The organism is Vibrio sp. 1874 (genome assembly GCF_033344395.1).
GTDB classification, from domain to species: Bacteria; Pseudomonadota; Gammaproteobacteria; order Enterobacterales; family Vibrionaceae; genus Vibrio; species Vibrio alginolyticus.
Map to the genome: position 1 here is coordinate 290,635 of NZ_JAWPOR010000001.1, position 26,016 is coordinate 316,650.

The 26,016-nt window shown below is 46.2% G+C and carries 23 protein-coding genes; 7 read left to right on the forward strand and 16 right to left on the reverse strand.

The window, feature by feature from the left end; genetic code table 11:
- Nucleotides 1-82 precede the first annotated feature (82 nt).
- A complete protein-coding gene (locus R8N46_RS01300) occupies nucleotides 83-388 on the forward strand; it encodes a DUF6482 family protein (protein ID WP_033906677.1) in 306 nt (101 codons plus the stop codon).
- A 68-nt stretch (nucleotides 389-456) separates the two neighbouring features.
- Here the strand turns inward: R8N46_RS01300 and R8N46_RS01305 are convergent, their stop codons facing one another.
- Complete coding sequence (locus R8N46_RS01305) at nucleotides 457-1,437, reverse strand: rhodanese-related sulfurtransferase (RefSeq protein ID WP_017634441.1); 981 nt, start codon at nucleotides 1,435-1,437, stop codon at nucleotides 457-459.
- 463 nt (nucleotides 1,438-1,900) lie between these two features.
- Entirely contained in the window at nucleotides 1,901-3,196 is a 1,296-nt protein-coding gene (locus tag R8N46_RS01310) for an alpha/beta fold hydrolase (RefSeq protein WP_213972104.1), read from the reverse strand.
- Between the two features lie 210 nt (nucleotides 3,197-3,406).
- Between R8N46_RS01310 and R8N46_RS01315 the strand changes: the two genes are divergently transcribed.
- A complete protein-coding gene (locus R8N46_RS01315; RefSeq protein WP_029803147.1) occupies nucleotides 3,407-4,564 on the forward strand; it encodes a D-alanyl-D-alanine carboxypeptidase family protein in 1,158 nt (385 codons plus the stop codon).
- A gap of 85 nt (nucleotides 4,565-4,649) precedes the next feature.
- Here the strand turns inward: R8N46_RS01315 and R8N46_RS01320 are convergent, their stop codons facing one another.
- Nucleotides 4,650-7,307, reverse strand: a complete 2,658-nt coding sequence (locus tag R8N46_RS01320) for an alpha-amylase family glycosyl hydrolase (RefSeq protein ID WP_213972105.1) — start codon at nucleotides 7,305-7,307, stop codon at nucleotides 4,650-4,652.
- A 129-nt stretch (nucleotides 7,308-7,436) separates the two neighbouring features.
- Nucleotides 7,437-8,900 carry a helix-turn-helix domain-containing protein gene (locus R8N46_RS01325; protein WP_171345529.1) on the reverse strand — a complete coding sequence of 488 codons (1,464 nt, stop codon included), beginning with the start codon at nucleotides 8,898-8,900 and terminating at the stop codon, nucleotides 7,437-7,439.
- A 167-nt stretch (nucleotides 8,901-9,067) separates the two neighbouring features.
- Here R8N46_RS01325 and R8N46_RS01330 point away from each other — a divergent pair, with 167 nt between their 5' ends.
- Entirely contained in the window at nucleotides 9,068-9,721 is a 654-nt protein-coding gene (locus R8N46_RS01330) for an oxygen-insensitive NAD(P)H-dependent nitroreductase NfsB (protein ID WP_005384588.1), read from the forward strand.
- 69 nt (nucleotides 9,722-9,790) lie between these two features.
- Nucleotides 9,791-10,081 (forward strand): putative quinol monooxygenase, encoded by a 291-nt coding sequence (locus R8N46_RS01335; RefSeq protein WP_005374925.1) that lies wholly within the window; start codon nucleotides 9,791-9,793, stop codon nucleotides 10,079-10,081.
- Here R8N46_RS01335 and R8N46_RS01340 read toward each other — a convergent pair.
- Nucleotides 10,078-11,001 carry a LysR family transcriptional regulator gene (locus R8N46_RS01340; protein WP_005484216.1) on the reverse strand — a complete coding sequence of 308 codons (924 nt, stop codon included), beginning with the start codon at nucleotides 10,999-11,001 and terminating at the stop codon, nucleotides 10,078-10,080. The two genes, R8N46_RS01335 and R8N46_RS01340, sit on opposite strands and share 4 nt — an antisense overlap.
- Before the next feature lie 132 nt (nucleotides 11,002-11,133).
- On the opposite strand from R8N46_RS01340, the gene R8N46_RS01345 reads away from it, so the two are divergent.
- On the forward strand, nucleotides 11,134-11,352 hold the full coding sequence (locus R8N46_RS01345; RefSeq protein ID WP_005374929.1) for a VF530 family DNA-binding protein: 219 nt from the start codon (nucleotides 11,134-11,136) through the stop codon (nucleotides 11,350-11,352).
- A 1,239-nt stretch (nucleotides 11,353-12,591) separates the two neighbouring features.
- Here R8N46_RS01345 and R8N46_RS01350 read toward each other — a convergent pair.
- Nucleotides 12,592-13,044: an acyl-CoA thioesterase gene (locus tag R8N46_RS01350; protein ID WP_213969266.1), complete on the reverse strand. Its 453-nt coding sequence runs from the start codon at nucleotides 13,042-13,044 to the stop codon at nucleotides 12,592-12,594.
- A 210-nt stretch (nucleotides 13,045-13,254) separates the two neighbouring features.
- Here R8N46_RS01350 and R8N46_RS01355 point away from each other — a divergent pair, with 210 nt between their 5' ends.
- The gene (locus R8N46_RS01355) at nucleotides 13,255-14,019 is read left to right on the forward strand and encodes a ferredoxin--NADP reductase (protein ID WP_017820554.1); all 765 of its coding nucleotides are present in this window, start codon (nucleotides 13,255-13,257) and stop codon (nucleotides 14,017-14,019) included.
- A 180-nt stretch (nucleotides 14,020-14,199) separates the two neighbouring features.
- Nucleotides 14,200-14,646, forward strand: a complete 447-nt coding sequence (locus R8N46_RS01360) for an RDD family protein (RefSeq protein ID WP_005374936.1) — start codon at nucleotides 14,200-14,202, stop codon at nucleotides 14,644-14,646.
- A gap of 59 nt (nucleotides 14,647-14,705) precedes the next feature.
- Here R8N46_RS01360 and R8N46_RS01365 read toward each other — a convergent pair whose 3' ends face one another.
- The 10 genes from R8N46_RS01365 to R8N46_RS01410 all read right to left on the reverse strand — a co-directional run bounded on the left by R8N46_RS01365 (nucleotide 14,706) and on the right by R8N46_RS01410 (nucleotide 25,884).
- A complete protein-coding gene (locus R8N46_RS01365) occupies nucleotides 14,706-15,377 on the reverse strand; it encodes a DUF2057 domain-containing protein (RefSeq protein ID WP_213969267.1) in 672 nt (223 codons plus the stop codon).
- Nucleotides 15,378-15,593: 216 nt separating this feature from the next.
- Nucleotides 15,594-16,742, reverse strand: a complete 1,149-nt coding sequence (locus R8N46_RS01370) for an AI-2E family transporter (RefSeq protein WP_005386936.1) — start codon at nucleotides 16,740-16,742, stop codon at nucleotides 15,594-15,596.
- On the reverse strand, nucleotides 16,735-17,421 hold the full coding sequence (locus R8N46_RS01375; protein ID WP_047102392.1) for a potassium channel family protein: 687 nt from the start codon (nucleotides 17,419-17,421) through the stop codon (nucleotides 16,735-16,737). Before R8N46_RS01375 ends, R8N46_RS01370 begins: the two co-directional genes overlap by 8 nt.
- A gap of 16 nt (nucleotides 17,422-17,437) precedes the next feature.
- Nucleotides 17,438-18,328 carry an HlyD family secretion protein gene (locus tag R8N46_RS01380; RefSeq protein ID WP_213969268.1) on the reverse strand — a complete coding sequence of 297 codons (891 nt, stop codon included), beginning with the start codon at nucleotides 18,326-18,328 and terminating at the stop codon, nucleotides 17,438-17,440.
- A gap of 12 nt (nucleotides 18,329-18,340) precedes the next feature.
- Nucleotides 18,341-18,544, reverse strand: a complete 204-nt coding sequence (locus R8N46_RS01385; protein WP_005374946.1) for a DUF1656 domain-containing protein — start codon at nucleotides 18,542-18,544, stop codon at nucleotides 18,341-18,343.
- Complete coding sequence (locus R8N46_RS01390) at nucleotides 18,544-20,187, reverse strand: TolC family protein (RefSeq protein WP_033906682.1); 1,644 nt, start codon at nucleotides 20,185-20,187, stop codon at nucleotides 18,544-18,546. Before R8N46_RS01390 ends, R8N46_RS01385 begins: the two co-directional genes overlap by 1 nt.
- Nucleotides 20,188-20,197: 10 nt before the next feature.
- The gene (locus tag R8N46_RS01395) at nucleotides 20,198-22,372 is read right to left on the reverse strand and encodes an FUSC family protein (protein ID WP_151515291.1); all 2,175 of its coding nucleotides are present in this window, start codon (nucleotides 22,370-22,372) and stop codon (nucleotides 20,198-20,200) included.
- Nucleotides 22,373-22,760: 388 nt separating this feature from the next.
- Nucleotides 22,761-23,630, reverse strand: coding sequence for a DMT family transporter (locus R8N46_RS01400; RefSeq protein ID WP_137283012.1), 870 nt, complete (start codon nucleotides 23,628-23,630; stop codon nucleotides 22,761-22,763).
- Between the two features lie 141 nt (nucleotides 23,631-23,771).
- Nucleotides 23,772-24,719, reverse strand: coding sequence for an HTH-type transcriptional regulator YidZ (gene yidZ / locus R8N46_RS01405; protein ID WP_213972106.1), 948 nt, complete (start codon nucleotides 24,717-24,719; stop codon nucleotides 23,772-23,774).
- Nucleotides 24,694-25,884 carry an MFS transporter gene (locus R8N46_RS01410; RefSeq protein WP_213972107.1) on the reverse strand — a complete coding sequence of 397 codons (1,191 nt, stop codon included), beginning with the start codon at nucleotides 25,882-25,884 and terminating at the stop codon, nucleotides 24,694-24,696. The genes yidZ and R8N46_RS01410 overlap by 26 nt, the downstream gene beginning before the upstream one ends.
- Nucleotides 25,885-26,016 lie beyond the last annotated feature (132 nt).

Sequence of the window (26,016 nt, forward strand, 5' to 3'; positions counted from 1 at the left end):
TACGCAAGTAAACCGAAGAAATCTCATCCAATGATCGGTTTTATTCTACAAAACGTAGAGGTAACTTTCAGGGAGGTGATACATGGCAATACCATTGAGTAAGTTACAAAAATACTTCTATGTAGACAAATTGGTCATTCATTCGCTTGATCTCGCATTGTACCAGGCATCTGTCGTGATTGATGGAGAAGCGCAATTTATCACTGATGACAACGGTATCTTTTTGAGGGCTCATTCCCTGATCGAGATGCAAAAGAAGTGCAGGAATATCAAGGCAAATAAGCAGGTTTTAGTGCATCAAAGTGCTTATGATGAAATGGTGGGGCTACCCGAAGGCAAAAGAGACAATAAACTAGAGGTATTGGTGAGGGATACAAAATTGTATTGAAAGAGTATTGGTGCGTAGTAAAAGCGAGCCACCTTACGGCAGCTCGCTAAATATAAGGAGAGTTGGGCTTAGTCTTGTTTACGCTGCGCTTCTTTTTGCGCGTACTTAGCGGCACGTCGGGCTTCTCTTTGCTTGGCACTTTCACCACCAACATGCTGCTCGCCTCGCTGCTCTGCAAGAACAATTTGTTTTTCACGCTCGCGGAATCGAGCAATTTGTTCTTCTGAGTGTGTGCCGTGACATTTTGGACAGCTCACGCCTTGCTCGAACAATTCTGACTGTTTGTCTTCTTCAGTGATCGGTAGACGACAAGCGTTACATAAATCGTAATCTGCTTTTTCTAGCTGGTGGTTCACTGCAACACGCCCGTCAAATACGTAACAATCGCCTTCCCACATGCTCTCTTCTTGAGGAACTTCTTCAAGATATTTAAGAATGCCGCCTTCTAAGTGGTAGACCTCATCAAAGCCCTGTTCTTTCATGTAAGCCGTTGATTTTTCGCAGCGGATACCACCGGTACAGAACATCGCAACTTTCTTGTGTTTTGCCGGGTCCATGTTTTCTTTTACATAGTCTGGGAATTCACGAAAGGTTTCAGTATTTGGGTTTACAGCGCCTTTGAATGTCCCGATCTCGATTTCGTAATCATTACGTGTATCGACAACAAACACTTCAGGATCAGCAATAAGATCGTTCCACTCTTGAGGTTTCACGTAAGTACCCACTACGTGGCGAGGGTCTATACCTTCAACACCTAATGTTACGATCTCTTTTTTCAATTTCACTTTGGTGCGATTGAATGGCTGGGTCTCAGAATACGACTCTTTGTATACGGTGCCAGTCAAACGAGGTTCGTTGTTTAGCCACTCCAGTAGCGTATCAATACCTGCACGATCAGATGCAACTGTGCCGTTGATACCTTCACTTGCCAGTAGTAATGTTCCGCGAATATGGTGTTTTTCCATCAACGCAAGTAATGGCTCGCGTAGCTCTTGATAGTTATTCAGCTCAACAAACTTGTACAGCGCACAAACTACATACTGACTCATGAGGTTTCCTTTAAAAATACAGGTGGTCAACGACCTTAAAATTTTAGCGGCACGAAGTATACCTGACTAAACTAGTCGGAAATACGGACAAATTATACGGATATTATGAGTAGGCGGGGCCTGGCGGTCTTTGATAGGGGGAGCATGTCCGCAGGTGAAGCCGCTATGTGTTCAAATTACAAGCATTAATTATAGTGAGTTAGGTAGGTTGGGGCCGATACTTTTGGTTTAAATTTATGCTGTTATTCTGTTTTAGGCCCTTCAAAAAAGTTAGGCGCAAGAAGCACCAAATAATCACCGGAGTCATTGACAAGGAAAGGACATGTCGCAGTTTTATACATGAGGTGGTGAGGGATAAAGGTTTAGGGACAAAGAGTGAATGACTGATCGCCATAGTTCATAAACCGCTATAAACGCCTTTTCATCAAATACTAAAAAGGCGTTTTTCTAACGTCTGCCGTGCTTATTTCAACGTAGCTGCGGTCTGTTTGCCCATGGCAATGAGCCTGTCGAGAATACGTTCACCGTCGGCACGTAAACCGTTGTGCTCGTACTCATTGGTGATCCACGCTTTTGAGTTTGGTATTAACGCGAGCGTCTCTCGGCTGATATCCATTTCAACAAACATATCATCGGCGTAAACGGCGCAACTGACAGGCACTTTGTTTTGAGCCAATTGTGTTTGATCGTACAGCGCAGTCCAATCTTCTTTCGCTGCCAATATTTCTGCGGCGTCTTTTAGTGGCTTGAGGTTAACGTATTGGTCGAACATCCATGGGAAGACCATTTCCCCCGTAAAGTAAAATGGCTTACCAGATTCATAATTAAACTCTGGTCGGGTTTGGCGAACGCGGTGCGCACTCCAATTCGACGCGAAGCTTTGGCAGTAAATCGATTCATGCAAAATGGCGTAGATCGGGTTGGTTTGGAAGTTTTGCTGCGCCAACATATCGTTCAAGAACTCATAACGAAGTTGTGGTTTGCCGTTCACTTCAATCAACGCGCTTTCTAGCCAATAGTAAGTTGGCAAGAAAGTATCACTCACACCAAAGTTGATGCCGATTTGTTGAAATTGCTCCACCGTGAAGCGTTGACCATTTGGTAGGTACTCTTCGTTTTCCAGCAAGTGATTCGCAATGTTTTGGCAAAGTTGTTGCGCACTTGGAAATTGTTGGAAGAACGCTTGGTTTTTCTCCATGGTGCGTTTGAAGGTAGCTTCATACACATCGTCGGCATGACGCGAGACTGATGGCACGCCACCTGTAATGTAGCTTTGTAGCAAGCTGTCTGGGAACAAAGACAAATAGGTGAGGGAGCAAAAACCACCAAAGCTTTGACCTAAGATCGCCCATTTTTCGACGCCAAATTGCTCACGAATGTATTCCGCGTCGCGCACGATGTTATCCGCTCGAAAGTGGCTTAAGTACTCGGCCTGCTGCTGTGGTGTGAAATGAGCCAGAGTCTGATGATTAATCACCGAACTATTGCCCGTACCGCGCTGGTCGAGAAGCAAAACTCGGTACTCTTGCAGCGCGCGTTTTACCCAGCCGTTATTGCCGTTTTGACGTGGAGAGGGAAAGCCAGGCCCGCCCTGAAAGTAAACCAACCAAGGTTTGGTCGATTCTTCATCGCCAACTAGGCAAACCGAACGGGCGAAGACTCCAATGGTGCCTTTGCTTGCGTCTTGGTAATCCAGAGGAACGGTAAAACTGTGGGGAGTGTAATGCAATCCTGCGTCGATAAATGATTGAGCGTTCATTGTTATCTTTATTTCCTTATTGAGGGGTAGCGCTACTTTACTGCGAATGGCATGAAGAACCAATGCTATTTCCCAATTGCCTCTTCAGTTCTATACCTTGATCAAATCAATGTAAGTTCAAGAAAATGAAACGATTAGCGACTGGTGCAACTGGTTGAGTGAGCTATGCTCAATAGAGTTGCGACAAAGTAAGAGCATGGAGGAAGTCGGATGAAAGTGTCACTGGCTCGATGGACAATTGTGACTTGTTTAATAAGCGTACCTACTTTTGCCGTTGTTACGCCCAACCCACCTCAGTTACAGGCAAAAGGCTACGTATTAATGGACTTTCAATCCGGTGCCATTATTGCCGAGCATAACGGGCGAGCAGGCCTTGCTCCGGCGAGTTTAACCAAGTTGATGACCGCTTATGTAGTTGGACAAGAAATCAAAGCGGGGCGTTTGAAATGGGATGATGTTGTCACCGTGAGTGAAAACGCGTGGTCGGCCAAGTTTCCCGGTTCTTCTAAAATGTTCATCAAACCGAAAGATGAAATTAGTGTTGCGAACTTAATGCGCGGCGTGATCATCCAATCAGGAAATGACGCGTGCGTTGCACTGGCTGAGCATGTTGCAGGCAGTGAACGCGGCTTTGTCGCCTTGATGAATGGTTGGGCGGAGAAATTAGGACTGCAAGACACCTATTTTGTGAACTCCCATGGTCTTGATAGTGATGGCATCCAAACCTCACCAACCGATATGGCAAGACTCATGCAGTCGATCATCAGCGATGTTCCTGATGTGTACGCGCTATACAGTGAGAAAGTCTTCAAGTGGAACGACATTACGCAGTACAACCGCAATAAGTTGTTGTGGGACAATTCCATTGATGTCGACGGGGGAAAAACCGGCTACACCAGCAATGCCGGATACAGCTTGGTGAGCTCGGCCAAAGAAGGAAGAATGCGCCTTATCTCGGTGGTGATGGGTACGCCAAGTAAACAGGCTCGGATCAGCCAATCGAAGAATCTACTCAGCTATGGTTTTCGCTTTTATGACACCAAGCAAGTTGCTAAACAGGGGGAAGTTGAGTCTAAAGTTCGCGTTTGGAAGGGAAATGCTAATCAAGTTGAGGCGATCTTTGCTAAAGATGCCTATCTCACTCTGCCTCGTTCAATGACGGCTGGGCTTGATAAGAGTGTGGTGTTAAATGAACCGTTGATTGCGCCGATCGCGCAAGGAGATGAGATTGGTAAGGTCGTTTGGAAAAGCGATGACAGTACCGTGGCGAGTTATCCCTTGGTCAGCAGCCAAGCGGTAGAAGAGGGCTCGTGGTTTGGTCAGCTTTGGGACAGTTTGGTGCTGTGGGTGAAATCATTCTTTAGCTAGAATAAAAACGAGCAGAAGTTTCTTTCTGCATTCTTTTGTTGATGACCGCCCAGTCATAACGCTGGGCGGTGTCTTTTTTAACGGTTTATTCCGACAAGGTGATGATTGGTAAATCGTCCCAAATCTTACTTTCATCCGATGCGCCACCGGAGAAGTTCCAAGGGCCTTTGTTTTGTTCTAGCGGACGGTAAGTTGCTGAAAGACCGTCTAAGTCCCAAGTCGTGACATAGAAACGGATACCATCGAGCGAATCTGGGCGGCCTAGTGCATCGCTAGCAAAGTCCATTGAAATGGTGTTGTTGGCTTTGTCTACTGTCACTGTTGGTGCTGGCGTTACGGCTTCTCCCCATGTCGTCGCATTTGCTCCTTTGGTGTTGTAAATAGAGCTTTGCCAGCCAAAAACAACCGCATTGCGACTCCAGGTTCCGCTTGGCATAGAAGCGTTGATCTTCGGTAGCTCAGACAAGTTGGTTGCGGCTTCTTCAGGTAAATCAATGAAGATGGTGAAACCTACGTGGTCGAAGCCGTTTGGTGGTAACCAAGTGTCGGTGATTTTGTCCATAGTGAAGGTCAAACGTACGTTACTGCCAACGGTAAACACTTCTGCTTTATTGATTTCGAGTTGGCTGTTGTCTTTGTCGAACGTTGGATCAGTTGGTAGCGAGTAGTTACCATTAGGGCCGCCCATGCCGTCTTGTGCATCGCCTGCATCATCAATGGTGTCATCCGGTGTGTTTGACCAGCTTAGGTTGGAGACAAAATTCACGTCCTCGATGCCTGCTTTTTTCTCGGTGGAGTAAATCGCGAAGCGGTGTTGCTGTTCGCCAATTGCAAAGTGACGAGTCGACAGCGTGACGCTAAACTGACCATCAGCGCCTACAGTAATGGTTTGTGCTGTTTCCAAGTTACCATCGACGACAAGGTTCAACTTCTCGTTGGCGTTCGCACTACCCGCGATAACAATATCACCAGTGATGGTTTTTCCTTCCCAATCTTGCGCTAGTTGGATGTTGAGGTCTGGCGTATCTACAGATTGATTGCTGCTTGTTTTTGAGTAAATCACTGCAGACTTGGCTGGTAGCTCTAGGGTTACATGACCGTTTTCATCGGCGACTAACTGCTCTGGAGCGTCTGCCCAGTTCGACATGATTTGCTGTTTGAAGACGGTACCGCCCGCTTGCTCTACATCGAGTTGGTTCATCAACATCGGCGAGTTGGATGTGTTCATGACCACCAAGACTTCGTCGGTATCCAACGTTCGGGTAAAGGCGAACACGCCCGCGCCCGCTTTGTCGCTGCCAATCACCTTCATTTCGCCACGTGTCATGACTTTGTTTTCAGTGCGTAGCTTGGCAAGTTCTTGAATAAACAAGTACATCTCACTGTTTTGGTCGAACGAGTCTACGTAGTTGCCATCTTCACGGTACCCTCCGGCGAACATAGCATCGCGCGCCGCTGACATCGCCTGTTCTGTACCTTGGTAAATCACAGGAATACCCGGTACGCTCATCATGGTGATCAATGCTTGTTTCATGTCATTCACGCTACCTTGCGACAGAAAGCGCGGCATGTCGTGGTTATCAATGAAGTTCGGCATGATGTATGGATTCGGGAACATCTCCATCATTTTCTCAAGACGGAAACGTAAATAGTCGGTCGGTTGCCCTGCTGCAAATACGCGCGTCATGGTCGCTTGCAATGGGAAGTTCAGTACCGAGGTTAGCTGTTTCGGTGAGCCATTTTCACCGATGTAAGTCAGCATCTTCTCTTCGCCTTCGGTGTGGTATGGCGTCGATGTTTCGAATACTTCACCAAAAGTGAGGAAGTTGTCACGACCGGTATCAACCGCTTGCGTCATCACACCATCGTCGGCGTGTAGGAAGTCATTCCAGAAATCATGTTCAACAAACTTCACCGTATCGATACGGAATCCGTCGACGCCGACTTCGCGAATCCATTTTCGGTAGCTCTCTTTTAGATAAGCGCGTACTTCAGGATCGGACGTATTAAGGTCATCCAAATCAGAGAGCTGCCAGGTTTTTTCTTGTACTGGATCGTTGTGGTCGGTGATGGTCGGCGTCCAGTGGTAGCTGCCTGTGCCGTCTGTTTTACACTCGTTCATGTTGAGTGGGTACGGCAGTTCTTGCCCGGCGGGTAGTGCATTTTTAATCAAACGGAAGCCTTGGCAAGGTAGGCTTGGATCATAACTGTAAGGATCATCGTAGGTGAAGAAGTTGCCTACATGGTTGGTCACGATGTCCTGAATTAAGAACATGTTACGCGCATGCACTTCGCGTGCTAACGCTTGGTAGCTTTCCATGTCACCAAAGTGCTCATCCACTTTTTGGAAATCGCGCGCCCAGTACCCGTGGTATCCGCCGTAGTTTTGCTCTGCATCCCACCATTGGTTAGCAACTGGCGGAGTAATCCAGATCGATGTGGCACCGAGATCTTCGATGTAGCTTAACTTATCACTCACACCAACGAGGTCGCCGCCGCTAAATTTTTTATCCGAAGTCGGATCGAATTCGTTTTGCCCTTGATCATTAAGAGCGCTGTCGCCGTCGTTAAAACGGTCGATCATCAGGAAGTAAATGATTTGATCTTGCCAATCAGGAGATGCCACGTGGCTGCCTGTATCGACTGGTGTGGTTTCGTCGCTTCCACAGCCAGAAAGAGCAAGAGCGATCGCTAAAGGAAGTATTTTTATTTTATTCATTGGGTTAGGTAGAGTTTCAAACACAGTTTTTGCCTCCGTTATGCAGCAATGCAGAAACGATAAAGCAAAGGTTTGAAATTGAGAGTGTCATCTCACGCCAAAAAAGACGTGAAATGATGTCACGAAGTGATGGTTTTGATCTGACCGACAGTTTTAATTGAGCGGTTGCACAATAGGATATTGTATCGGGTAATGCTCTTTCGCGAGCTCGTTGTCGGATTCATCATAAAGGCGGAAACGGCACTGCTTTGCAGTTTGAGTGAGCGATAATTGCAGCACCCAACAAGCATAATGTTGCGAGTGTTGGGTCAAGCGCATTGCGTGAGGTGTGGGGTCATCATCGGCGTAACAGTCAATCCTCACAACGTTTTCAAGTCGGCATGCCAGTTCAATAAAGAGCGTGTATTGCGCCCCAATATTAATAAGCTGCCGAGTCGGGACAATATATTCCGTTGCGCCAATTAAAAGCCCCTTAGAAACCACATAATCACGCTGGTGGTTATTCTCAATGTAACGTTCCCCATCGACTTCATAACACAGGCGAAAGGTAAGGGGATGCGCCACCGGAAGTTCGGTCGTCGCCCAGAGTTCGGTGCCATGACTTAAAAAACGCTCGAAGAAGGCGGGATAGCGCCGCCATGCGCCATCACGGTCACGGCATTCTACCGAGACCACTTTTTCAAACGCAATATTGTCCACTTCCATCCATATTTTGCCGACAGGTTGGTCGATGTGGTTATCGTCGAAGGTATTGGCTTTGGCGTAGTACAAGCGGATCGGTTGTTGATTTAGTTGAGTTCGGTTATCCAAACATTGTTGGCGATACTGCATGGGGGAAAACGGATACCAACGACGAAAAGTGCGGTGAAAGTTCGATGGTTCTTCGTAACCAAGTTGATAGGCGATTTGCTGCGTTGTGAGTTGGGTGTCGGCAAGCAAAGTGAGTGCTTGCTTTCTTTTAGCGAAATCAACGCATTGAGAGTAGCTCATTTGCTTCTCTTGCAGTCGACGTTGCAAGGTGCGTTTGGAGACGCCCAGTTGCCTTGCCGCTTGCTCTAACTTGAGCGCGTAATTGCTGTTTTTGATGAACAAGGCGTTCAAAACACTCAGTAATTCTGGTTGTTCAATTGGCTGGTGAGAAAGCAGCAAATAAACATGTTTCACCAAGTCAAACACGTTTGAACTCGTTTTAGAATCTTGCGTTTCCTCTAGAAAAATATCGGCCGCGAGTGGATTGTTGGCGTGAACTTGTACCTGTATTGATTCGCTTAGCTCAAGCATTTCCAACTGCATTTTGAGCAAGCCAAACACCGACTCCGCCCAATTTGGCATATCGGCCGTTCTACATTCGACTTGCAGATGGATTTGGGCATCACCATGTTGCAATGTGACGTACAAACGGCGGTCGAATAATGAGACACTTTTACTCCACCAAAGCAGCCCTTCTTGGAGGTTAGGCGCTTCTTTCAACATCATGCATTGCAAGGCCACCAACTTCTCAATGTGCCAATATTCGCCGGCAATTCGAAGGTGATTGTGACCGAGCTTTTTGCACAGAAAGGATGTAATAACGTTATCTTGAGGCAGCATGAGTTGAGTTTGGTTGCGAGCAAACATGCATTATTGCCGAAAAGATGAAGAAGTTCAGTGAGAACGCTCAAAGCCTTTCTTATCGTTTTATTTTCAAATTTATTTTGAAAATGTTTTTAATCGAAATCGGTTTTTCCCTTTATCTCATGAGGTTATGCTGTTACTCAGCTTAAACTCATTAATTGGAGAGCCTCATGGATATCGTACAAGCTGCAAAATCTCGTTACTCAACGAAAGTGTTTGACCCAACGCGCAAGCTATCTCAAGAAAAAATCGATGCAGTTAAAGAGCTGATTCGTTTTAGTCCATCGAGTGTGAACTCTCAACCTTGGCATTTCATTCTGGCAAGCACAGAAGAAGGCAAACAGCGCATCGCTAAAGCGGCGCAAGAGAACTACGCATTTAACGCGGCGAAGATTCTCAACGCTTCTCACGTATTGGTGTTTTGTGCGAAAACAGGCATTGATAACGACTACATTGAAGCGCTAATGGTGCAAGAAGAAAAAGATGGTCGATTCCCAACTGAAGAAGCGAAAGCGGCTGTACGCGGTGGTCGTAGCTACTTTGTGAACATGCACCGTTTTGATCTGAAAGATGCAAACCATTGGATGGAGAAACAAGTTTACCTCAACGTGGGTACGTTGCTGTTGGGTGCTTCGACGTTAGAAATCGATGCAGTACCAATTGAAGGGTTTGATCCAAAAGTGCTGGATGAAGAATTTGGCTTGCGTGAAAAAGGTTATACCAGTGTTGTGATCGTGCCGCTTGGCTACCACGCGGAAGATGACTTCAACGCGAAAACGCCAAAGTCTCGCTGGGACGCAGAAACCGTATTCACCGAGATCTAATTCGAGCTTACTTGCAGGTGACGTAGAACCCCGTAATCAATATATAAATCGCAAAAGAGTGATAAAACGATGATCCACTTAGTCGCAGAAGTGAAAGCCTATCCAGATAGTAAGGATCAGGTGGTGAATTTGCTTGCTGGTTTACTAGAGCCAACTCGTAAAGAAGAAGGCTGTTGCCAATACGAGTTGTATCTCGACGAAAAAGTTGATGGCCTATTTATGTTCCAAGAAATCTGGGCATCGCAAGAGGCCTTGGATAAGCATTTGCAAAGCCCGCATATGGCGACGTTTCTTGAAACATTGGAAGAGAATGATTGGGTTGAATATACCCAGATTCGTCCTCTTCGATTTATCGCCTAATGACAGAAGGTTGCCAGCACGTTGGCGCGTTGCTGGCAGCATTTTTGTTGGATAAAGTCGCGGAAAGTCCGAATCGTTGGCGTCAATAATCGACGATCGGCACATACCATGTAGAGCGGCACTGGGCCGCAATCCCACTCTGGTAACACTCGTACCAATCTTCCCTCGATTAAGTCTCGGCTAATGTCCATCAATGATTTATTCGCAATGCCTTTGCCTTTGATCGCTAATCGATGTGGCAAGTCACTATCGTTGCTCATCAAGTTACCGCTGACCACGACTTGTTCTTTCTCGCCGTCACGCGTGAGCGTCCATTTGTTGTAGACCGAATCCGCGACCATATAGCACAAACAATTGTGTTGCGTTAAATCGGCAGGAGAGGTGAGTTCTGGATGTGTAGCTACGTACTCTGGCGATGCACATAATATCCGTTCGTTTGACCCACACAATGCCAATACGACCAGATTGGAGTCGGCCGGTTCGCCGTAGCGAATCGCAATATCGACAGGCTTGGTATACATATCCGTCAAGCTATCGGACAGCTCTAGTTTAATGGAAACATTTGGGTAGAGATCGATGAACTCATCCACCCAATCGAGCAACATATTGCGACCAAAATCGGAGGGTGCAGTAATGTGCAGCTGACCAGACAACTCCCCGCGCGCACTTGAGATCTGATCCAACCCCTCTTGCAATGTTGCCAACGCTTGCGTGGTTTTGTCTAAAAACAGTTCGCCCTCTGAGGTTAAACGCAGGCTTCGGGTGGAACGCACAAACAACGGGAAACCGATTTGCCCTTCAAGACGCTTAATCGATGCGCTAATGGCGGCAGGTGTCATGTCCATGCTGTTAGCGGCTTTTGAAAAGCTGCCTTGGCGCGCGGTTTCGACAAAAATATTGAGGTCGTTGAGGGCTTTCATTGTGAAAAGGGCTTTTAAGAAGTTTGGGCTACTATAGGGGAGAGTCGTAGGCCAATTCAAGGTTAAAACATTAGGTTGCACGGCGAGTTTGAGTTAGATTAGCGCGCAACTTCACTTTACCGGATCAATAGCATGAGCCAACAGCAGCCGAATAACCCACTTCACGGGTTGAGTTTAGAGAAAATCGTCACCCGACTAGTTGAACACTTTGGTTGGAATGGCATGTATGAGCGCGTTCGTGTGAACTGTTTTAAGAAAGATCCGTCGATCAAATCTTCTCTGAAGTTTTTGCGTAAAACGCAATGGGCAAGAGACAAAGTCGAAGCGCTGTATATTGAGACATTCTGCTAACCGCTCTATGGTCTGCAGCAAGCGGCAAGTAGATTCTTAGTCTCGCTTTGGCTCGCTAGAATGACGCCACTTTTCTTATCGCGTAGGCTAGAAGAGTCGCTCTGCTGATACGTTTAAAGCGAGATTCCGAGTGACTCACTTAGGTTCTTCTGGAATCGCTTTTTTAGATGGTTTTGTAGAGGTCAGAGCCAAACTCGAACCGTCATTCTGAACCGCGAGGAACGAGCGTGATTCAGAATCTACCCTCAGATTGTATTGAGTTTATTCATGGCTTTATGGTCTGCTGCAAGCGGTAAGTAGATTCTTAGTCTCGCTATGGCTCGCTAGAATGACGAAGTTTTTCTTATCGCGTAGGCTGGAAGAGTCGCTCTGCTGATGCGTCTAAAGCGAGATTCCGGATGGTCACATAGGTTTATCTGGAATCGCTTTTTTAGATGGTTTTGTAGAGGTCAGAGCCAAACTCGAACCGTCATTCTGAACCGCGAGGAACGAGCGTGATTCAGAATTTACCCTCAGATTGTATTGAGTTTATTCATGGCTCTATGGTCTGTAGCAAGCGGCAAGTAGATTCTTAGTCTCACTTTGGCTCGCTAGAATGACGCAGCTTTTCTTATCGCGTAGGCTAGAAGAGTCGCTCTACTGATGCGTCTAAAGCGAGATTCCGGATGGTCACATAGGTTTATCTGGAATCGCTTTTTTAGATGGTTTTGTAGAGCTCAGAGCCAAACTCGAACTGTTATTCTGAACCGAGAGGAACGAGCGTGATTCAGAATCTACTCTCAGATTGTATTGAGTTTATTCATGGCTTTATGGTCTGCAGCAAGCGGTAAGTAGATTCTTAGTCTTGCTTTGGCTCGCTAGAATGACGCAGCTTTTCTTATCGCGTAGGCTGGAAGAGTCGCTCTGCTGATACGCCTAAAGCGATTTTCCGGATGGTCACTTAGGCTTATCTGGAAAATCGCTTTTTTAGATGGTTTTGTAGAGGTCAGAGCCAAACTCGAACCGTCATTCTGAACCGCGAGGAACGAGCGTGATTCAGAATCTACTCTCAGATTGTATTGAGTTTATTCATGGCTTTATGGTCTGCAGCAAGCGGTAAGTAGATTCTTAGTCTCGCTATGGCTCGCTAGAATGACGCTAGTTTTCTTATTGCGTAAGTTGGAATGGTACCTCAGCATCATTCCCGACAGCGATGAAGAATCGCTGTCGGGAACCTCGCCTTTAATCTCTCATTTCTTGCTACTCTAAATGATGCGTGCTACCCACAGTTCCTTCCAAATCTAAAATCGACTGGCGAACGTAGTCTGGAATCGCAGCTTTAACGTTGTTCTTAAAATCAAACATCACACCAGTGGCGGTCGCGATGGTCGCAATTTTACCCCACTTCTTACTCAGCACTTGGTACTCCATCGTGATGCGATCTTCTTGCATGTCGATTACGCGAGAACCGACTAATAGCGTGTCTGGGTAAGTAACAGGCAATTTGTAGCGGCATTGAGTCTCGCTCAGTACTGGCCCAATTTGCGAGGTCTGCAGGTCGACCAGCAGGTTAATTTTGTTGAAGTAATCTAAACGTGCGGTCTCGAAGTAGCGAAAATAGACCACGTTATTAACGTGTTGCAGAGCATCCATTTCACCCCATGCGACTTTTATCTCTGTGATAACGGGAAAGTCCTTTAACAGTGTGTCCATTTCTATTGCTCCTTTTTCATCTGCTTTGCCACAAATTGCGACGCGACTTATCACTTTGAGCATTTATTCTAGATGTAATCATTTAATATGTAATAAAATTGTTTTTAAAATGTGAAATGAAATAGTGGTTTGATTATGTAAACCAGAAACTTTACATAATCGAGTTGAAGGCGTAAGTTTAACTAAGAGTAACCAGATAGGAGGTGTCTCATGATTGAACTCAAAGGTTTCAACCTCGCAAGAGTTGAGAAACGCATCGATTGGACAGGTGAGCTGTTCAGTTTGAGAATATCTGGCGCGCCTCTTTCCTTTAAAGCTGGCCAATTCACCAAGCTTGCTTTGCTTGATGATGAAGGTAAGCCGATCAGCCGCGCTTACTCTGTGGTTAATGCGCCAAGCGAGCAATTCGATTGGTTGGAGTTTCTAATAGTAGCCGACCCTCAAGGACAACTTTCTCCACGGCTCCAAAAGCTTAAATCTGGTGATAGCATTTATGTCGGTACCACCGCACATGGCGATTTAATCCATGATTCTATTCCTAAACAGGCTCATGACCTGTGGCTGCTATCTACAGGTACGGGGATTGGACCGTTTTTGTCGCTGCTGGATGATATAAACTTACCGCCTCACAATGAGCGCATTGTGCTGGTTCATGCCGTTCGTTTCGAAAAAGATCTGGTTTATAAATACCTAATTGAACAGCTTCAGCAACGATATGAAGGCAGATTAAAGTATATACCGATAGTCAGCAGGGAAGTGGTTGACGGTAAATTACAAGGCCGAATTCCTGAACTCATCGAATCGGGTTTACTGTCCAACGCCGCTGATGCGCCATTCTCAGCTCAGCGTAGCTTTGTCATGATGTGTGGGAATCCACAAATGATCAAAGATACCGTGCCCGTTTTACAAGAGCTAGGCTTGGAAAAGTATCGCCATCAAACTGGGGGAAATATCATTTACGAACGTTACTGGTAGCGTTTTGTTAAATTGATACGGTTATGCTCAAGATGTAATGATTACTTTTGAGATACGATCGCGATTTAGTATGTTCTTAGTTGAATATTATGTTGGCAATACCTAAACTGCGCTCACAATTGCGCGTCTGTACACTCAGTCATTCTCGCTTAACCAATTACATTGAGGTGACTGAAGTCCATGTATGCTTTTATCGCGAGCAAGCAACAGAGAATCATTGCTGGTTTTATCGACCTGCTCTTTGCGATGGTGGTCGTGTTAATCATCGCATTGAGTATTAACTCTTTTCTTAACGACTTTCAGCTCTCTTTAGCAGATAACCTCACGCTTGTTCGTGAAACTCAGGCGTTTTACTTGCTTTCTTTACCAACGGTTTTAATGATCAACTGGAATGCATTGAGTCATGGGCAAACCATTGGTATGCGCATGATTGGTATTAAAGTTGTAATGAAAAATGATAGTAAGGCAACGAAAGTTACAGCAGGGTTAAGGCTTGTTATTAGCTACTTGCTGGAGATGCTCATTCCGGGGATCCCGTTGGTAAATTTGGCATTGTTGTTCTTTCATCCGGAGCGACGATTGTTGCATGACTTGATCGCCAATACTAAAGTTGTCCAAGCTTCCTAATTTTTGATCAAAAAAGCCACGTGAAGTGGCTTTTTTAATATCGATAAAGTTAACCAGATTTACTGTTGATTAACATATTTCTTAAAGCGAGCTTTGGTTTCTGCGTCTGCTTTTTGGTACCAGAAGTGCAGCATCTCTTCAGCTGTCGAATCCGCTTTAACCGCAGTTGCTCTCACTTGCTTCATATCCGCAGGAACCTTTGCAGGAAGCGTGACTGGCTGCATGGTCGCTGCGCCAGCAAAAGCCACGGCTGCTGCACCGCCAGCCTGGTTGTAATCTGCGATTTCACGTACGTAATCACGACCGATTTGCATACCCGGTTTGAGCAGCTTGTCCTGGTCAACCGCGATTGCGTTGCCAGAATCATCAACCAGTTTCCAATCTAAGTCTTTGATCTTCTCTTCCGCATCACGTAGGTTGCGGTATTCTGGCATTTGTAGAGTGAGTTCGGCATTGGTCGCGTCAAATCGTGTAACGATAACATCGCTTTCAACACTTAAACGGTCATTACCTTGGTTGAAGTAAGGGGCGAAACGAAATACGACTTGGTTAAGGCCATCAGGTAACGTCAGTGTTCTCTCAGAGGCGAAAAAACCACCCGAAAGATCTGCTTTTTCACCGTTAGCCGCTAATACTGAAACGTTGTCAGGAACACTCACGGTTACATCTGCGAATGCCATGCCACTCATTGCGAGAGCAAGCGCACAAGTTAAAGGCTTGATCAATTTCATTGTTTTTATCCTAAGCAAATTAGTGGTCATCGAGAGTGCATCGTTCATTGCCCGATTGCAACTCCCAAGTGTAATAAGTATGAAAATTTAACAAGAACGTCATTTTTATCGCATTTATTACGACGAAACTGTGATCCAAATAGAATCAAACCGCTGAAATGCAGCGGTTTGATATCATAAGTTATAGATTAAATTTCTTTCTAACTTATTGATTTATTAAATGCCAGCACCGTGTCCAGGTTCTGATTGGTCATCAGAAGCGTCTTGTTGTTCTGCCATTTCTTCTTGCTGTTGTGCTTTCTCAATGCTCAACCACCAAACAAATAACTCATACCAAATTGCTAGGATAACGGCACCTAAGAACAGACCAACGATGCCGTAGAAAAGCATACCACCGATGGCACCGAGCAGAATCACAGGCATTGGCACGTCGACGCCACGTCCCATTAACATTGGTTTGAACAGGTTTTCAGAAAGAGCCGCAACTACGACCCAAACAGTAAACATGGTTGCTGTTGAGGTGTCTTGGGTCATGTACATGAAGCCAATCACAGGTAGCACTGCGAGCAACGCCGGGAGCTGAGCGATACATAAGATCATTAGAAGCAGTGTGAGTAAACCTGCTGCCGGAACGCCAAATACGAAGAAACCAGCACCGATCAACAGTGCTTGAATCGCCGCTACACCGACTACGCCAAGCAGTACGCTTTTAATTGTCGCTGCGATAAGCGTGGTCCAGCTTTTTGCGTTTTCACCAGCGGTACGAATCGCGATGGTTCTTAGGCCTGATGCCGCAGATTCAGAGTACGTCATGAAACCTGCTGCAATCGCAAGTGACAAGATTGAAAGCAGTAAACTTCCCAATACGCCCCCCAGTGTACCCAGTAAAGATGTGAGTCCTGCCTTTATTTGTGGCATAAAGGTTTGAATCGCTTGCTCAAGATTAGTAGCGAATAGGGTCCACACTTCGTAGAGCTTATCACCCACGATAGGCCAATCCGCTACGGAAGGTTTTGGCCCTGGTATTTTCACTTGACCATTTTGTAGTACTTCAAGCGCGTGCGTTGCACCATCCACAATGGAGCCTGATACCATAACAAGTGGCGTGACAAGGAGGGCAATACCAAGTAAAGCAATGGTTGTGGCTGCCAGACCTCTGCGACCACCATATACACGCTGCAATTTTTGGGTAAGCGGCATTAAAGCGACGGCTATAATAGCGCCCCAAATAACCGGAAGTATGAAGGGTTTGATGATGTCGTACGTAAACATCAGCAAGACAAAGATCAAGCCAATGCGTATTGCTGATTCCACCATATTACTGATGAAAAGCTTACTGTCGATTTTTACCGATTGTTTATCCATTTTTGTTTACCTGATGATCAATGTTAGAACTGACGAGACTTGAAACAACAATCGCCATATAAAAAACACCTGTGATGGCCTCTAAATACACCACGACTTGAGCCAGTGGTGTTAGAGGACTAATGTCGCCATAACCGAGCGTGGTTAAGGTAACGAAACTGAAATACGCTGCATTGGAGAAGTTCTGCCCCCAAGAAATCGCTTCCATACCGGTAAAGGCTTCAGGCGAAAACTCAAGCAGAATGAGGTAGGCAATCGCCCACATCAGACCAAGTAGCAAGAAAAGCGCTACCGAGCCAATGACTTTGTTGCTGTTGACATGGCCGGTGAAAAGAATCTGTCTTGCGATGGATTTAAAAGTGCCGAAAAAGAACGCAAAGGTGAGGGCAAGCATCACCACATTCATCTCTCTGATGTTGAAAACGGTCTTGATCACAATCACAAGAACCCAAACACCAAACAGGCTATAGAGGAAACGAGACCAGGTTTTGTCAAAGCGAAGGCTCGCAAAACAGACGATAAACGTCAGAACCGTGAAAGCCTGAAGTATGTGTTCAATCGTCCCTTCACCTACGACTTGTGCCATCGCACTCCCTAGCAACAAAATCACTAGCGCTAAGGTTAGATAGAAGAAGTTGTTTTCTTCATTAATGTTTTTGAGGTTTTTACCAATGACCATGGCTCTTCTCACTTAGTTATTGTTCACTTTCTGCGGATGACTCTTTCATCACCATGATGGACGCAGAAAGCCCGAATCGAAGATCAACATCTTCAGGAAGTTCTTGTAGGGAGATTCGCACCGGAATACGTTGTGCTAAGCGAATCCACTGAAAAACAGGGTTTACGTTTGGAAGAAGGTTGTAGCCGACCGTGCCGTCTTTGGGCGCAATACCCCAACCAATCGAGTCAACCGTCGCGTCAATTGGCGTGTCTGGGTGTGACATCAAAGTGACACGCGCTTGGCTGCCAGGTTCGATTTGCGCAAGTTGATTTTCACGGAAGAAACCAAATACCCAAAAGCTGTTTTTGTCGATCAGTGCGAGCAGTGGTTGGTTTGCGACCGCTTGCGTACCGTTTCTAATATCGAGGTTAGATACAAAACCATCGACGGTCGCATAAACTTTGGTAAAGCTGAGATTAAGGCGTGCTGATCTTAGTTGCTCTTCTGCAGATTTGATTTGCAGTAGCGATTCTTCGTAAGCGATTTCACGACGAATCAGATCCTTGTGCGAAACTGCGCCACGGTCTTTGGCACGAATGTCTTTTAAGCGGTCATATTCGATTTTTTTACCGCGAGAGCTAACAATGGAGCGCTCCAGTGCTACTTCGGCTTGAGATAACGCAACCTGGTAAGTCGCAGGGTCGATTTCAAACAGTAAATCCCCCGTTTTTACTTCTTGGTTGTCTTGCACCGCGACATTTACAATTGGGCCTGATACGCGAGGAGCCACTTTGATGACGTTAGCACGCACTTGCCCATCTCGTGTCCATGGGTTATTAAAGTATTCCTCAAACTTTTGATAGCCGAGCCAAGCTGCGCCACCAAGAATGACAAGATTGAGTGCGATTACGAATAGTTTTTTCATCTTGTTTGGCACCTAAAATTGAATATAAAAGCTGTCGATGGCCACCACATAACCGACCATGATGGCAATAAACGTCAGAGACGGAAAAGCGATGAAGCGAGACAAACGTGTCTTGTTCAATATCATCACCGTTATCCACGTGGCCGTGACGGCGAGAAAGAGCACGAGTAGCGTAGGAGAAAAGTAAACGTCTCCCCAAGAGAGTTCATGAGGCATTACCGATCCTCCGTTTTGTTTTCATCACTGGTCTCAGCCGGAGTTTCGAGTCGCAAAGGCGGCAATACGCGGTTTTCTTCATTTAAATAACTTCCCCAGTCAGTGCGCTCTGTCATCTGCGTGGCAATCGATTCACTGATGAAAGGTTTGCCTGTTTGGGTTTGCCAGCCTCCACCGAGGGCTTTATAGAGTGCCACAACTTGGTTCGCCACGTTCCCTTTGATCGTTGCGTAGCTGTCTTCTGCGCGGGTCATTTTTTCTACCGAGTTAAGCAGACGTTCGAATGAAATTTGTCCGTTTTCGTACTGTGTCATGGATATGTTGAACGCACGAATGGAAGAGTTGACCGATTGCAAGCGTAAATCTTTTTGCTGCAAATACAGGTCATACGCTTCGATTGCATTGGTGACTTCATTAACGGCTTGCAGTACCTTTTTGTTGTAGTTCGTCAGCGTTTCTTGGAAGCGAGCATCTTCGAAACGAATGTTATTTTTCACGCGTCCGTATTGGAAAATGTTCCAACTGAACGTTGGGCCAACCACCATGGTGAGCGAATCGCTAAAACTGAAACTGCTGCCATCGGGAACCGTACTGTCGATACCGATGGAACCGAACAACGAAAAGCTTGGGTACAGAGCGGTTTCTGCCACGCCAATCTGCGCACTTTGCGCGCGAGCTTGCATCTCAGAGACTTGCAAATCCGGACGTCGCATCACTAAGTTAGCATCCACTTGCGTATCCAAAAGCGGTGGACGTGGCACAATGGAACGCTCGTCGGTGCCCGATAGCGCCGATTTTCTGCCCGTCGATTTGAACTGGGCTTCGTACTCAGCGATTTGCTTGTGCATCCCATCCGACTGTAGCAGTCGATCTACTTCTTCTGGTAACAGACCCAGTAGCAAAGCCAACACAGTACGTGATTGCTTCATTGCCACTTCGAGGCTCGGTAACGCTGCTTTGGTGGTGTAGAGTTGGTTTTTAGCTTGTTGAACGTCCAATTCTGTAACGTTGCCAGAGTCGAACTGCACCTGAGTAATACGTACGACACGCTCTTGAATCTCGATATTGCGGCGAGACAGCAAAATACGTTCTTGGAATGTGCGATAGTTGATGTAATTGCGCGCCACTTCGGCGGTTATGGTGACCATGATGTCGTGATACGATGCGATGGATGCGTAGTAACCCGCTTCTGCCGACTCAATACCGCGAGCATACTTGCCCCAAACATCCATTTCCCAAGCAGCATCAAACGACAAAGTGGCGTTATTCACGCCCTGATCATTTACGTAGGCACGCGCTAGGTTTCCTGACACGGTTTGAACTTGTGGGTATTGCAAGCCAGTCGAAATACCAAGCAATGAACGTGCTTGGACAATTCGTAGCCCTGCGGCTTCTAAATCGAGGTTTTGTTTGCTCGCCAACTCAACCAGCTGATTAAGAGTTGAGTCATTAAATTGCTGCCACCATTGTTGTAGCTGTTGCTCTGATTGCTGCGTATCTTTGGCTGCTTTTTGCACCGACCAGTCACTTGGCAGTGGCGCCTGCTTTGGATGAACATAATCTGGTCCTACCGTGGTACACGCACTGAGTCCGAGCAAAGAAAGTATGGCGAGGCTTGGTTTGGTTAGTTTTGGAAGCATCATATCCCCACCTTTAAAAACGCTTCTGTTGTAAGTTCACCCAATCGATATCCTCGTAGGTTTGCTTGCAATGCTTGATTGCTTCGAACACGTTCCGTTTTAAATTCAGCAAGATATAAAAACCGGCTATCTCTGAATAAGCGTAGTCAGATAAATCCAACTCACTAAAAAAATCTTCCAGTTTATCTTCGAATGTTTGGTAATCCTGACTGTATTGGTCGAATACGGAGTCGAGTTCTTGTGTTGCTTGATGGCTGGCTAAAGCGCCTGCCATCAAAGGAATGATGGAATCGCGGTGTTGTTGACGAAGCTGAGTAATCAGCGGATTGGCCATCAACTTTTTCTCGGCGGCCATTAAGATGTTGATGTGATTACTGAGTACATCACACGCTTTGCTAAACGCGCCAATCGCTTCTGGCGTGGTTTTATCAAAGTGTTTGTGGTTGATTTTCGAACCCCAGACTTTGAGCTTTTTCGATGAGACATTGAGCGTCACCAAGTGCAAGGCCCGTTTGAGCGGCGTAATAACCGAGCTGGACTGCTGTTGATAGGTAGTGAACAGCTCTCGGGTATGTCGGAAGTAGCGTTCTTTTATGGTCAAAAAGAGGTGTTCTGGTCGTGAGCTAAACGGGAAGTAGTGCGCGAAAATAATCATGAACACCACCATGTAGAACAACAGCATGATCGTCATGAGGATCCCGAAGTGATAAAACATGTTGTTGTCTAAACCAAGAACAAACAAGCCAATCATATAGAAAATCGTCACTGGCCCGTTAAACAGATAAAAGCCGATAAAGGTGTAGATAAAGATGAACAGGCCAAGTTCTAACCCGAGATCCAATTGCGGAAGAATGAAGACGTAAGAAGGCACCGCGAACAAGAAGCCGAAAGTGAACAGCACAAGCAACAAAATTGGGTGCACAGGCACGAACGACAGCAAAGACATAAACATGGTCGAGAAGACCACGAATGAATAGCCGCCTGGTGGATTGAAATAAATCCAAATCAGTCCAGCAACCCAATAAGTGACAAAGGTTTTGACCGCGGTTTTAAAGTTTTCTGCGTCCCACCATAGAAACTTGCCTTTCGGTTTCGGCAGTGGCACGTCAAAGGAGACATTGTTCGTCACAGAGTCAATACAGCTAATGCTCTCCGCTAAACGCGACAAGTTTTGATGCATCAGTTCCAATAGGTGACCAAGCGTAAGCGCAGAGCCTTTCTCTAGGTGAGCTGCGTCTTCAAGCAACGCTTGGTTGTATTTGACTTTGAATTCCTGAGCACGATAAGCGGGTTCTTTTTTTTCCCAGACTTGTTGGCAGGTATCAAATAGCGCGTCAATTTCCGCCACGGCTTGATCAAAGTTGCTGATGCTTTCACGGTCTTGCTGGTGGCTAAAGTGGCTGTGCGCCGCGACGGTCAATTGTTGCGTTACCTGCTTGTTCAAATGAACTGCCAAGCGCCACTCTTTCATGTAGGCCGACACGTCGCTGCATTCCACACTGACCGTGGCAAAGCGCTGTTCGAGTGCATTTTGAGCGGCAAACATCTGTTCGATGAGAGTGTCCACGCTAGGTTGTGGCTCTTCCGCTTCTGGATTTTCTTCTCCGTCTTCTTGAGGAGAGATTTGCCCTGCCGATTTTTGCTCGAAATTTTGCAAGATAGCGGAGAACAACGCGCGTTGTGCTTGGTTGAGTTGTTCGATGAGCTGCCTTAGGTTTTGTTCTGTTTTGGTCGGGAATAAGAAAGTCCCCACGAGTGTGTAAACCACCACCCCAAACACCGTCATATAGGCGCGGTCAACGCCATAAAGGAACGCACCTTCTGCGTCACCGCCATTGGACATCATCAACGTCATCACACCGGTCAGCATGAGTAGCGTAGGATCTTTTTGATAGGCATTACGGAAGTAAAAAATGAATGAGACCACAACCGACACGCTCAGCATGTACAACAAGCGGTCTTGAGCAAACAATCCCACCAGTAACAAGCCAACGACGGCGCCAACCAACGTACCAAACACGCGTAAGGTACCTTTGGCGAGTGATTCACGACGACTGCCTGTGGATGCAATCAGCATCACTGTGGTTGCGGCCGTCGATGCTTGCGGCCAACCCATGGCAAACGGGATCAGATAAGCCAGAGTCAGGCTAAGCGATACTTTAATAGCGAATTTTATTTTGTCGTTCATAGTGTCAAAGTTTGCTCAGGCTTATCGTTATAAATTGATGAATTTCTTATATGAATAATCAGAATCTTGTTCTGAATAAATTCGGGGGGCGGAATATAGCGGGTGAAAAAGTGTGCTTTGTAAACCCTTTGTCAAAACAAAAAGTGCGTATTTGGCTTGATCTCGTGCTAGCCCTTGGCGTTATTGGCGAAACGCCTAAAACGAGCAAATTCGCGATCTGTGACGATTCTCATTTTTGAAACAAAATCGTTGTATTGTGTGAGCCAATTCTCACCTTATATTCTTCGCCTGGTACCAAAGCAGACCACTTGTACCATCTGCAATGAGCTTTACTGCTTTAAAAAGCATAGATGATGAATGGGTACTTGAGAGGGAAAGTTATTACTTTTTATCGGCTTGCCGATTGTTCGTTTGTTTTTTTGGATCGAGATAAAAAAACCAAAGCGATCCCACCAAGAATGATGCCGCTGGTTAAAAGAATATGCAGTGAAAGAGGCTCGTGGAGTACGATGCTGCCGAGTAGCAAAGCAATGGCTGGCACGGAAAGTTGGCTGACGGCGGCTTGAAGCAAAGAGAGCTTACGTACGACTTGGTACCAAAGCGTATAACCAAGGCCAGAGGCAATGGCACCAGATGCGATAGCGAGCAACACTCCGCTCAAAGAAAGGTGGATTGAGGACAGCATCAATGGTGATAGGAGTATGCCAATTATAGATGCAGCGATGAATCCCCACGTGATGCCACTACTTGGAGAAGGCGCTTGTTTGCCGAGCGCAGTAAACGCAGCCCAGCAAACGCCAGAAATCAACATGAGAAGTGCAGAACTGATATCGGGGCGAGTGGCAGATGGCAACATTAACCAAACAAAGCCAACAATCGAAAGGCCGATACCGATGATTTCGAGAAACTGAAAGCGCTCACCTTGCCACCAATAGATTGCCAGTAACGTCAGTTGCACGGCACCAAACAAAAGCAAAGCACCGGTTCCTGTCGCCAGTTGTAAGTACGCGAAAGAGAAAAGGGCAGCGTAACCAAATAACGCCACGCCAGCAAAAAAGCGAAAGCGAGAAGTTGGCCGATCGGTTTTCCACTGGCCTCTCACGACAAGCATTGCGATTAAGGTAATCGCGCCAGATATCAATCGAACGAGCGTGAAGCTTCCTGCATCAATTAACCCTTCTGCCAAGGCAATTCGACACAATAATGAATTGGCAGCGAACGCCAGCATTGCAATGGCAGTGAGTAAAAAGGTCGACATCCTTGATCCTTAGCGTGTAAATGAACAGCTAGTGTAGATCCAAAAGAACATTTTTATTAGTTGATAAAGTGATTAGTTATAGCTATCAGAGCAAGAAAGTCATTAAAAATAACCAGAGAAAACCTGACCTTAGCCTGAGTCTTACTGTGGTTGGGAAGGTTGTTTGTACAATGACTTCAATTTGGGATTGTACGCATTGCGTTTATGCCAAATCATGGTAAATGGAATCAGTAACTTGTCTTGTTGAGCTTGGTCTAATGGAATTGGCAAGCACACCAAATCGAGATGCAGCTTTTCTGTGTAACTTTTGCAATAGTGCGGCGCGGTGGTGATCATGTCATGCGTCGGCTGCGCTGCCATAAAAAGAGATTGCTCAAAGTTGGACATCGTCAGCCCGATAGAGCGCTGTAGCCCTAGTTCCGTTAATACTTCATCCAACGCCCAAGTTTCACTTTTTTCCCAAACAATATTGATGTGTTGGTAGCTCAGAAAGGTCTCGAGATTCCACTCTTGCTGTAATGCCGGATGATCTTTATGTAAATACACCATCGGCAGGTCATAAAATAGAATCTCAAAATCCAAGAAATAAGGCAGAAGATCCAACGACTCTTTCGATCTAGGGTGGCTTTCTCGGCCGGTAAAACCGATATCCGCCTCGCCTCGAATGATGGCGTCGAGTGAGTCGTAATCCCAGTTACTGGTTTTTACTTTCGCTTCAGGGTATCGCTGGTGGATAGCGACGATGAGTCTGTCCAGCATTGTGAGCACTAATGGCGACTCAATCGTGATATCAAAACGCACTCCTTTAGGCGTAATATCGCTGCGTTTTTCTGCAATCTGGCAGCCAATTTGCAGCCATTCTTCAAGATCTTGCTCCATGCTTTGCGCCAAGGGCGTTGGCGCAAGACCTTTAGGTGTTTTGACAAACAAAGGATCATCGAACCAATGACGAAGTTTGTTGAGCGACTTACTTACGGTAGAGGGCGTAACGTTCAGCTTTTTCGAGGCTTTCGAGACGCTTTGCTCTTGCAACAATAATTGCAGAGTGAACAGTAAGTTTAAATCAAGTCGCGCTAGGGATTTCTTCATAATGGGTATCGTGAACAGGCTTTGGAATCAATAGTATTAGAGCAAGGCTGATTACGCTACCTAGCACTAAGATAAACACCAACATATTCAGTGCAGTAACGCCGATGAAACCCATAAACCAAATATAGAACGCGGAACTACAAACTTGAGCAATGCCCAGTAACGAGCTTGCCACGCCAGCTTGTTGAGAGAATGGGCTGAGCGCTTGGCTCATGGCCACGCCAAAGCCACAAGCGAAGCCTGCGCAAATCAGCCCAAGTCCGAAAACATAGTAAAAAGGTTGTCCATCATGGAAATGGGCTGCACTGAGCACGATGGCTGAACAAACGAGCAATCCTTGAGAGCTCATCATTAAGGTTCGCTGCTTGAAAATCCCCAATGCCAATGGCGCCGAGAACGAAATCAACATACTGATCGTCGCAGTCCCCGCCATGATGGAAGAATAGCCACCGCGATCAAAACCAAGCATACTCATCACAACAATTGGTGAAGCGTTAACAAAGGTCAGGATGGTGGTCACTCCAAGTGCAGTAATGATCAGCCTACTGATAAAAAATCGCTCGAAGAAAGTCTCTTGATGGCTCTCTGGCGTTGTCTGTTCTTCACATTGTTGGCTGGGTAGTGATTCCTTGAGAACAAAAATGGCCAATACACTGACGAGAATGCCCATTCCTGCCATCGTGGTAAACAAACTCGGCCAAGGAAATTTCAGCATAATCAAGTGACCAATCACGGGTGCGATCACTGGAATGATACAGGTGATGCCATTGAGCATCGACAATACTTTCGCACAGCGTTCATCGTCTAACGTGTCGCGTAAAATCGCGAACGCGACGACATAGCAAGATCCAGCACCGATGCCTTGGCAAAAGCGAGCAATCAAGAAAGCGTTTGGTTGTTCAGCCATTCCGCCGAGAAAAGACGCGAGCACGAAGATCATCGCGCCGACGACGGCAACAGGCTTTCGTCCCACAGAGTCTGCAATTTTCCCCGCGAATAACATGGTGGTAGCCATGCCAGCTAAATAGATCGAAAACGCAATATGCAACTGAGATTCACTGGCATTGAGATCTGACGCAATTTGAGGCAAACCAACAAGATACAAATCAATGGCAGTAGGGTAGAGTAAAACGAGTGCAAAACTACAAAGTAAAAAACGGGACATGGAAACCTCTCTATCGAATGGCGAGGATAATAGAGTGCTAAACGTTTGCCTGCGAGTGGGAAATACGACACTAGGTATTTCTATTTACGACATACCCTGTATGAATTGAGCATAAAAACAACAAGGAAGATT

Bases quoted from the DNA above. Each gene is read 5' to 3' on its own strand.
- R8N46_RS01380 (WP_213969268.1), bottom strand. From the start codon at position 18,328: ATGAAAAAACTATTCGTAATCGCACTCAATCTTGTCATTCTTGGTGGC.
- R8N46_RS01335 (WP_005374925.1), top strand. From the start codon at position 9,791: ATGATCCACTTAGTCGCAGAAGTGAAAGCCTATCCAGATAGTAAGGAT.
- R8N46_RS01340 (WP_005484216.1), bottom strand. From the start codon at position 11,001: ATGAAAGCCCTCAACGACCTCAATATTTTTGTCGAAACCGCGCGCCAA.
- R8N46_RS01315 (WP_029803147.1), top strand. From the start codon at position 3,407: ATGAAAGTGTCACTGGCTCGATGGACAATTGTGACTTGTTTAATAAGC.
- R8N46_RS01410 (WP_213972107.1), bottom strand. From the start codon at position 25,884: ATGTCCCGTTTTTTACTTTGTAGTTTTGCACTCGTTTTACTCTACCCT.
- R8N46_RS01300 (WP_033906677.1), top strand. From the start codon at position 83: ATGGCAATACCATTGAGTAAGTTACAAAAATACTTCTATGTAGACAAA.
- R8N46_RS01330 (WP_005384588.1), top strand. From the start codon at position 9,068: ATGGATATCGTACAAGCTGCAAAATCTCGTTACTCAACGAAAGTGTTT.
- R8N46_RS01365 (WP_213969267.1), bottom strand. From the start codon at position 15,377: ATGAAATTGATCAAGCCTTTAACTTGTGCGCTTGCTCTCGCAATGAGT.
- R8N46_RS01360 (WP_005374936.1), top strand. From the start codon at position 14,200: ATGTATGCTTTTATCGCGAGCAAGCAACAGAGAATCATTGCTGGTTTT.
- R8N46_RS01350 (WP_213969266.1), bottom strand. From the start codon at position 13,044: ATGGACACACTGTTAAAGGACTTTCCCGTTATCACAGAGATAAAAGTC.
- R8N46_RS01305 (WP_017634441.1), bottom strand. From the start codon at position 1,437: ATGAGTCAGTATGTAGTTTGTGCGCTGTACAAGTTTGTTGAGCTGAAT.
- R8N46_RS01375 (WP_047102392.1), bottom strand. From the start codon at position 17,421: ATGGTCATTGGTAAAAACCTCAAAAACATTAATGAAGAAAACAACTTC.
- R8N46_RS01395 (WP_151515291.1), bottom strand. From the start codon at position 22,372: ATGAACGACAAAATAAAATTCGCTATTAAAGTATCGCTTAGCCTGACT.
- yidZ (WP_213972106.1), bottom strand. From the start codon at position 24,719: ATGAAGAAATCCCTAGCGCGACTTGATTTAAACTTACTGTTCACTCTG.
- R8N46_RS01390 (WP_033906682.1), bottom strand. From the start codon at position 20,187: ATGATGCTTCCAAAACTAACCAAACCAAGCCTCGCCATACTTTCTTTG.
- R8N46_RS01310 (WP_213972104.1), bottom strand. From the start codon at position 3,196: ATGAACGCTCAATCATTTATCGACGCAGGATTGCATTACACTCCCCAC.
- R8N46_RS01355 (WP_017820554.1), top strand. From the start codon at position 13,255: ATGATTGAACTCAAAGGTTTCAACCTCGCAAGAGTTGAGAAACGCATC.
- R8N46_RS01385 (WP_005374946.1), bottom strand. From the start codon at position 18,544: ATGCCTCATGAACTCTCTTGGGGAGACGTTTACTTTTCTCCTACGCTA.
- R8N46_RS01325 (WP_171345529.1), bottom strand. From the start codon at position 8,900: ATGTTTGCTCGCAACCAAACTCAACTCATGCTGCCTCAAGATAACGTT.
- R8N46_RS01400 (WP_137283012.1), bottom strand. From the start codon at position 23,630: ATGTCGACCTTTTTACTCACTGCCATTGCAATGCTGGCGTTCGCTGCC.
- R8N46_RS01370 (WP_005386936.1), bottom strand. From the start codon at position 16,742: ATGGATAAACAATCGGTAAAAATCGACAGTAAGCTTTTCATCAGTAAT.
- R8N46_RS01345 (WP_005374929.1), top strand. From the start codon at position 11,134: ATGAGCCAACAGCAGCCGAATAACCCACTTCACGGGTTGAGTTTAGAG.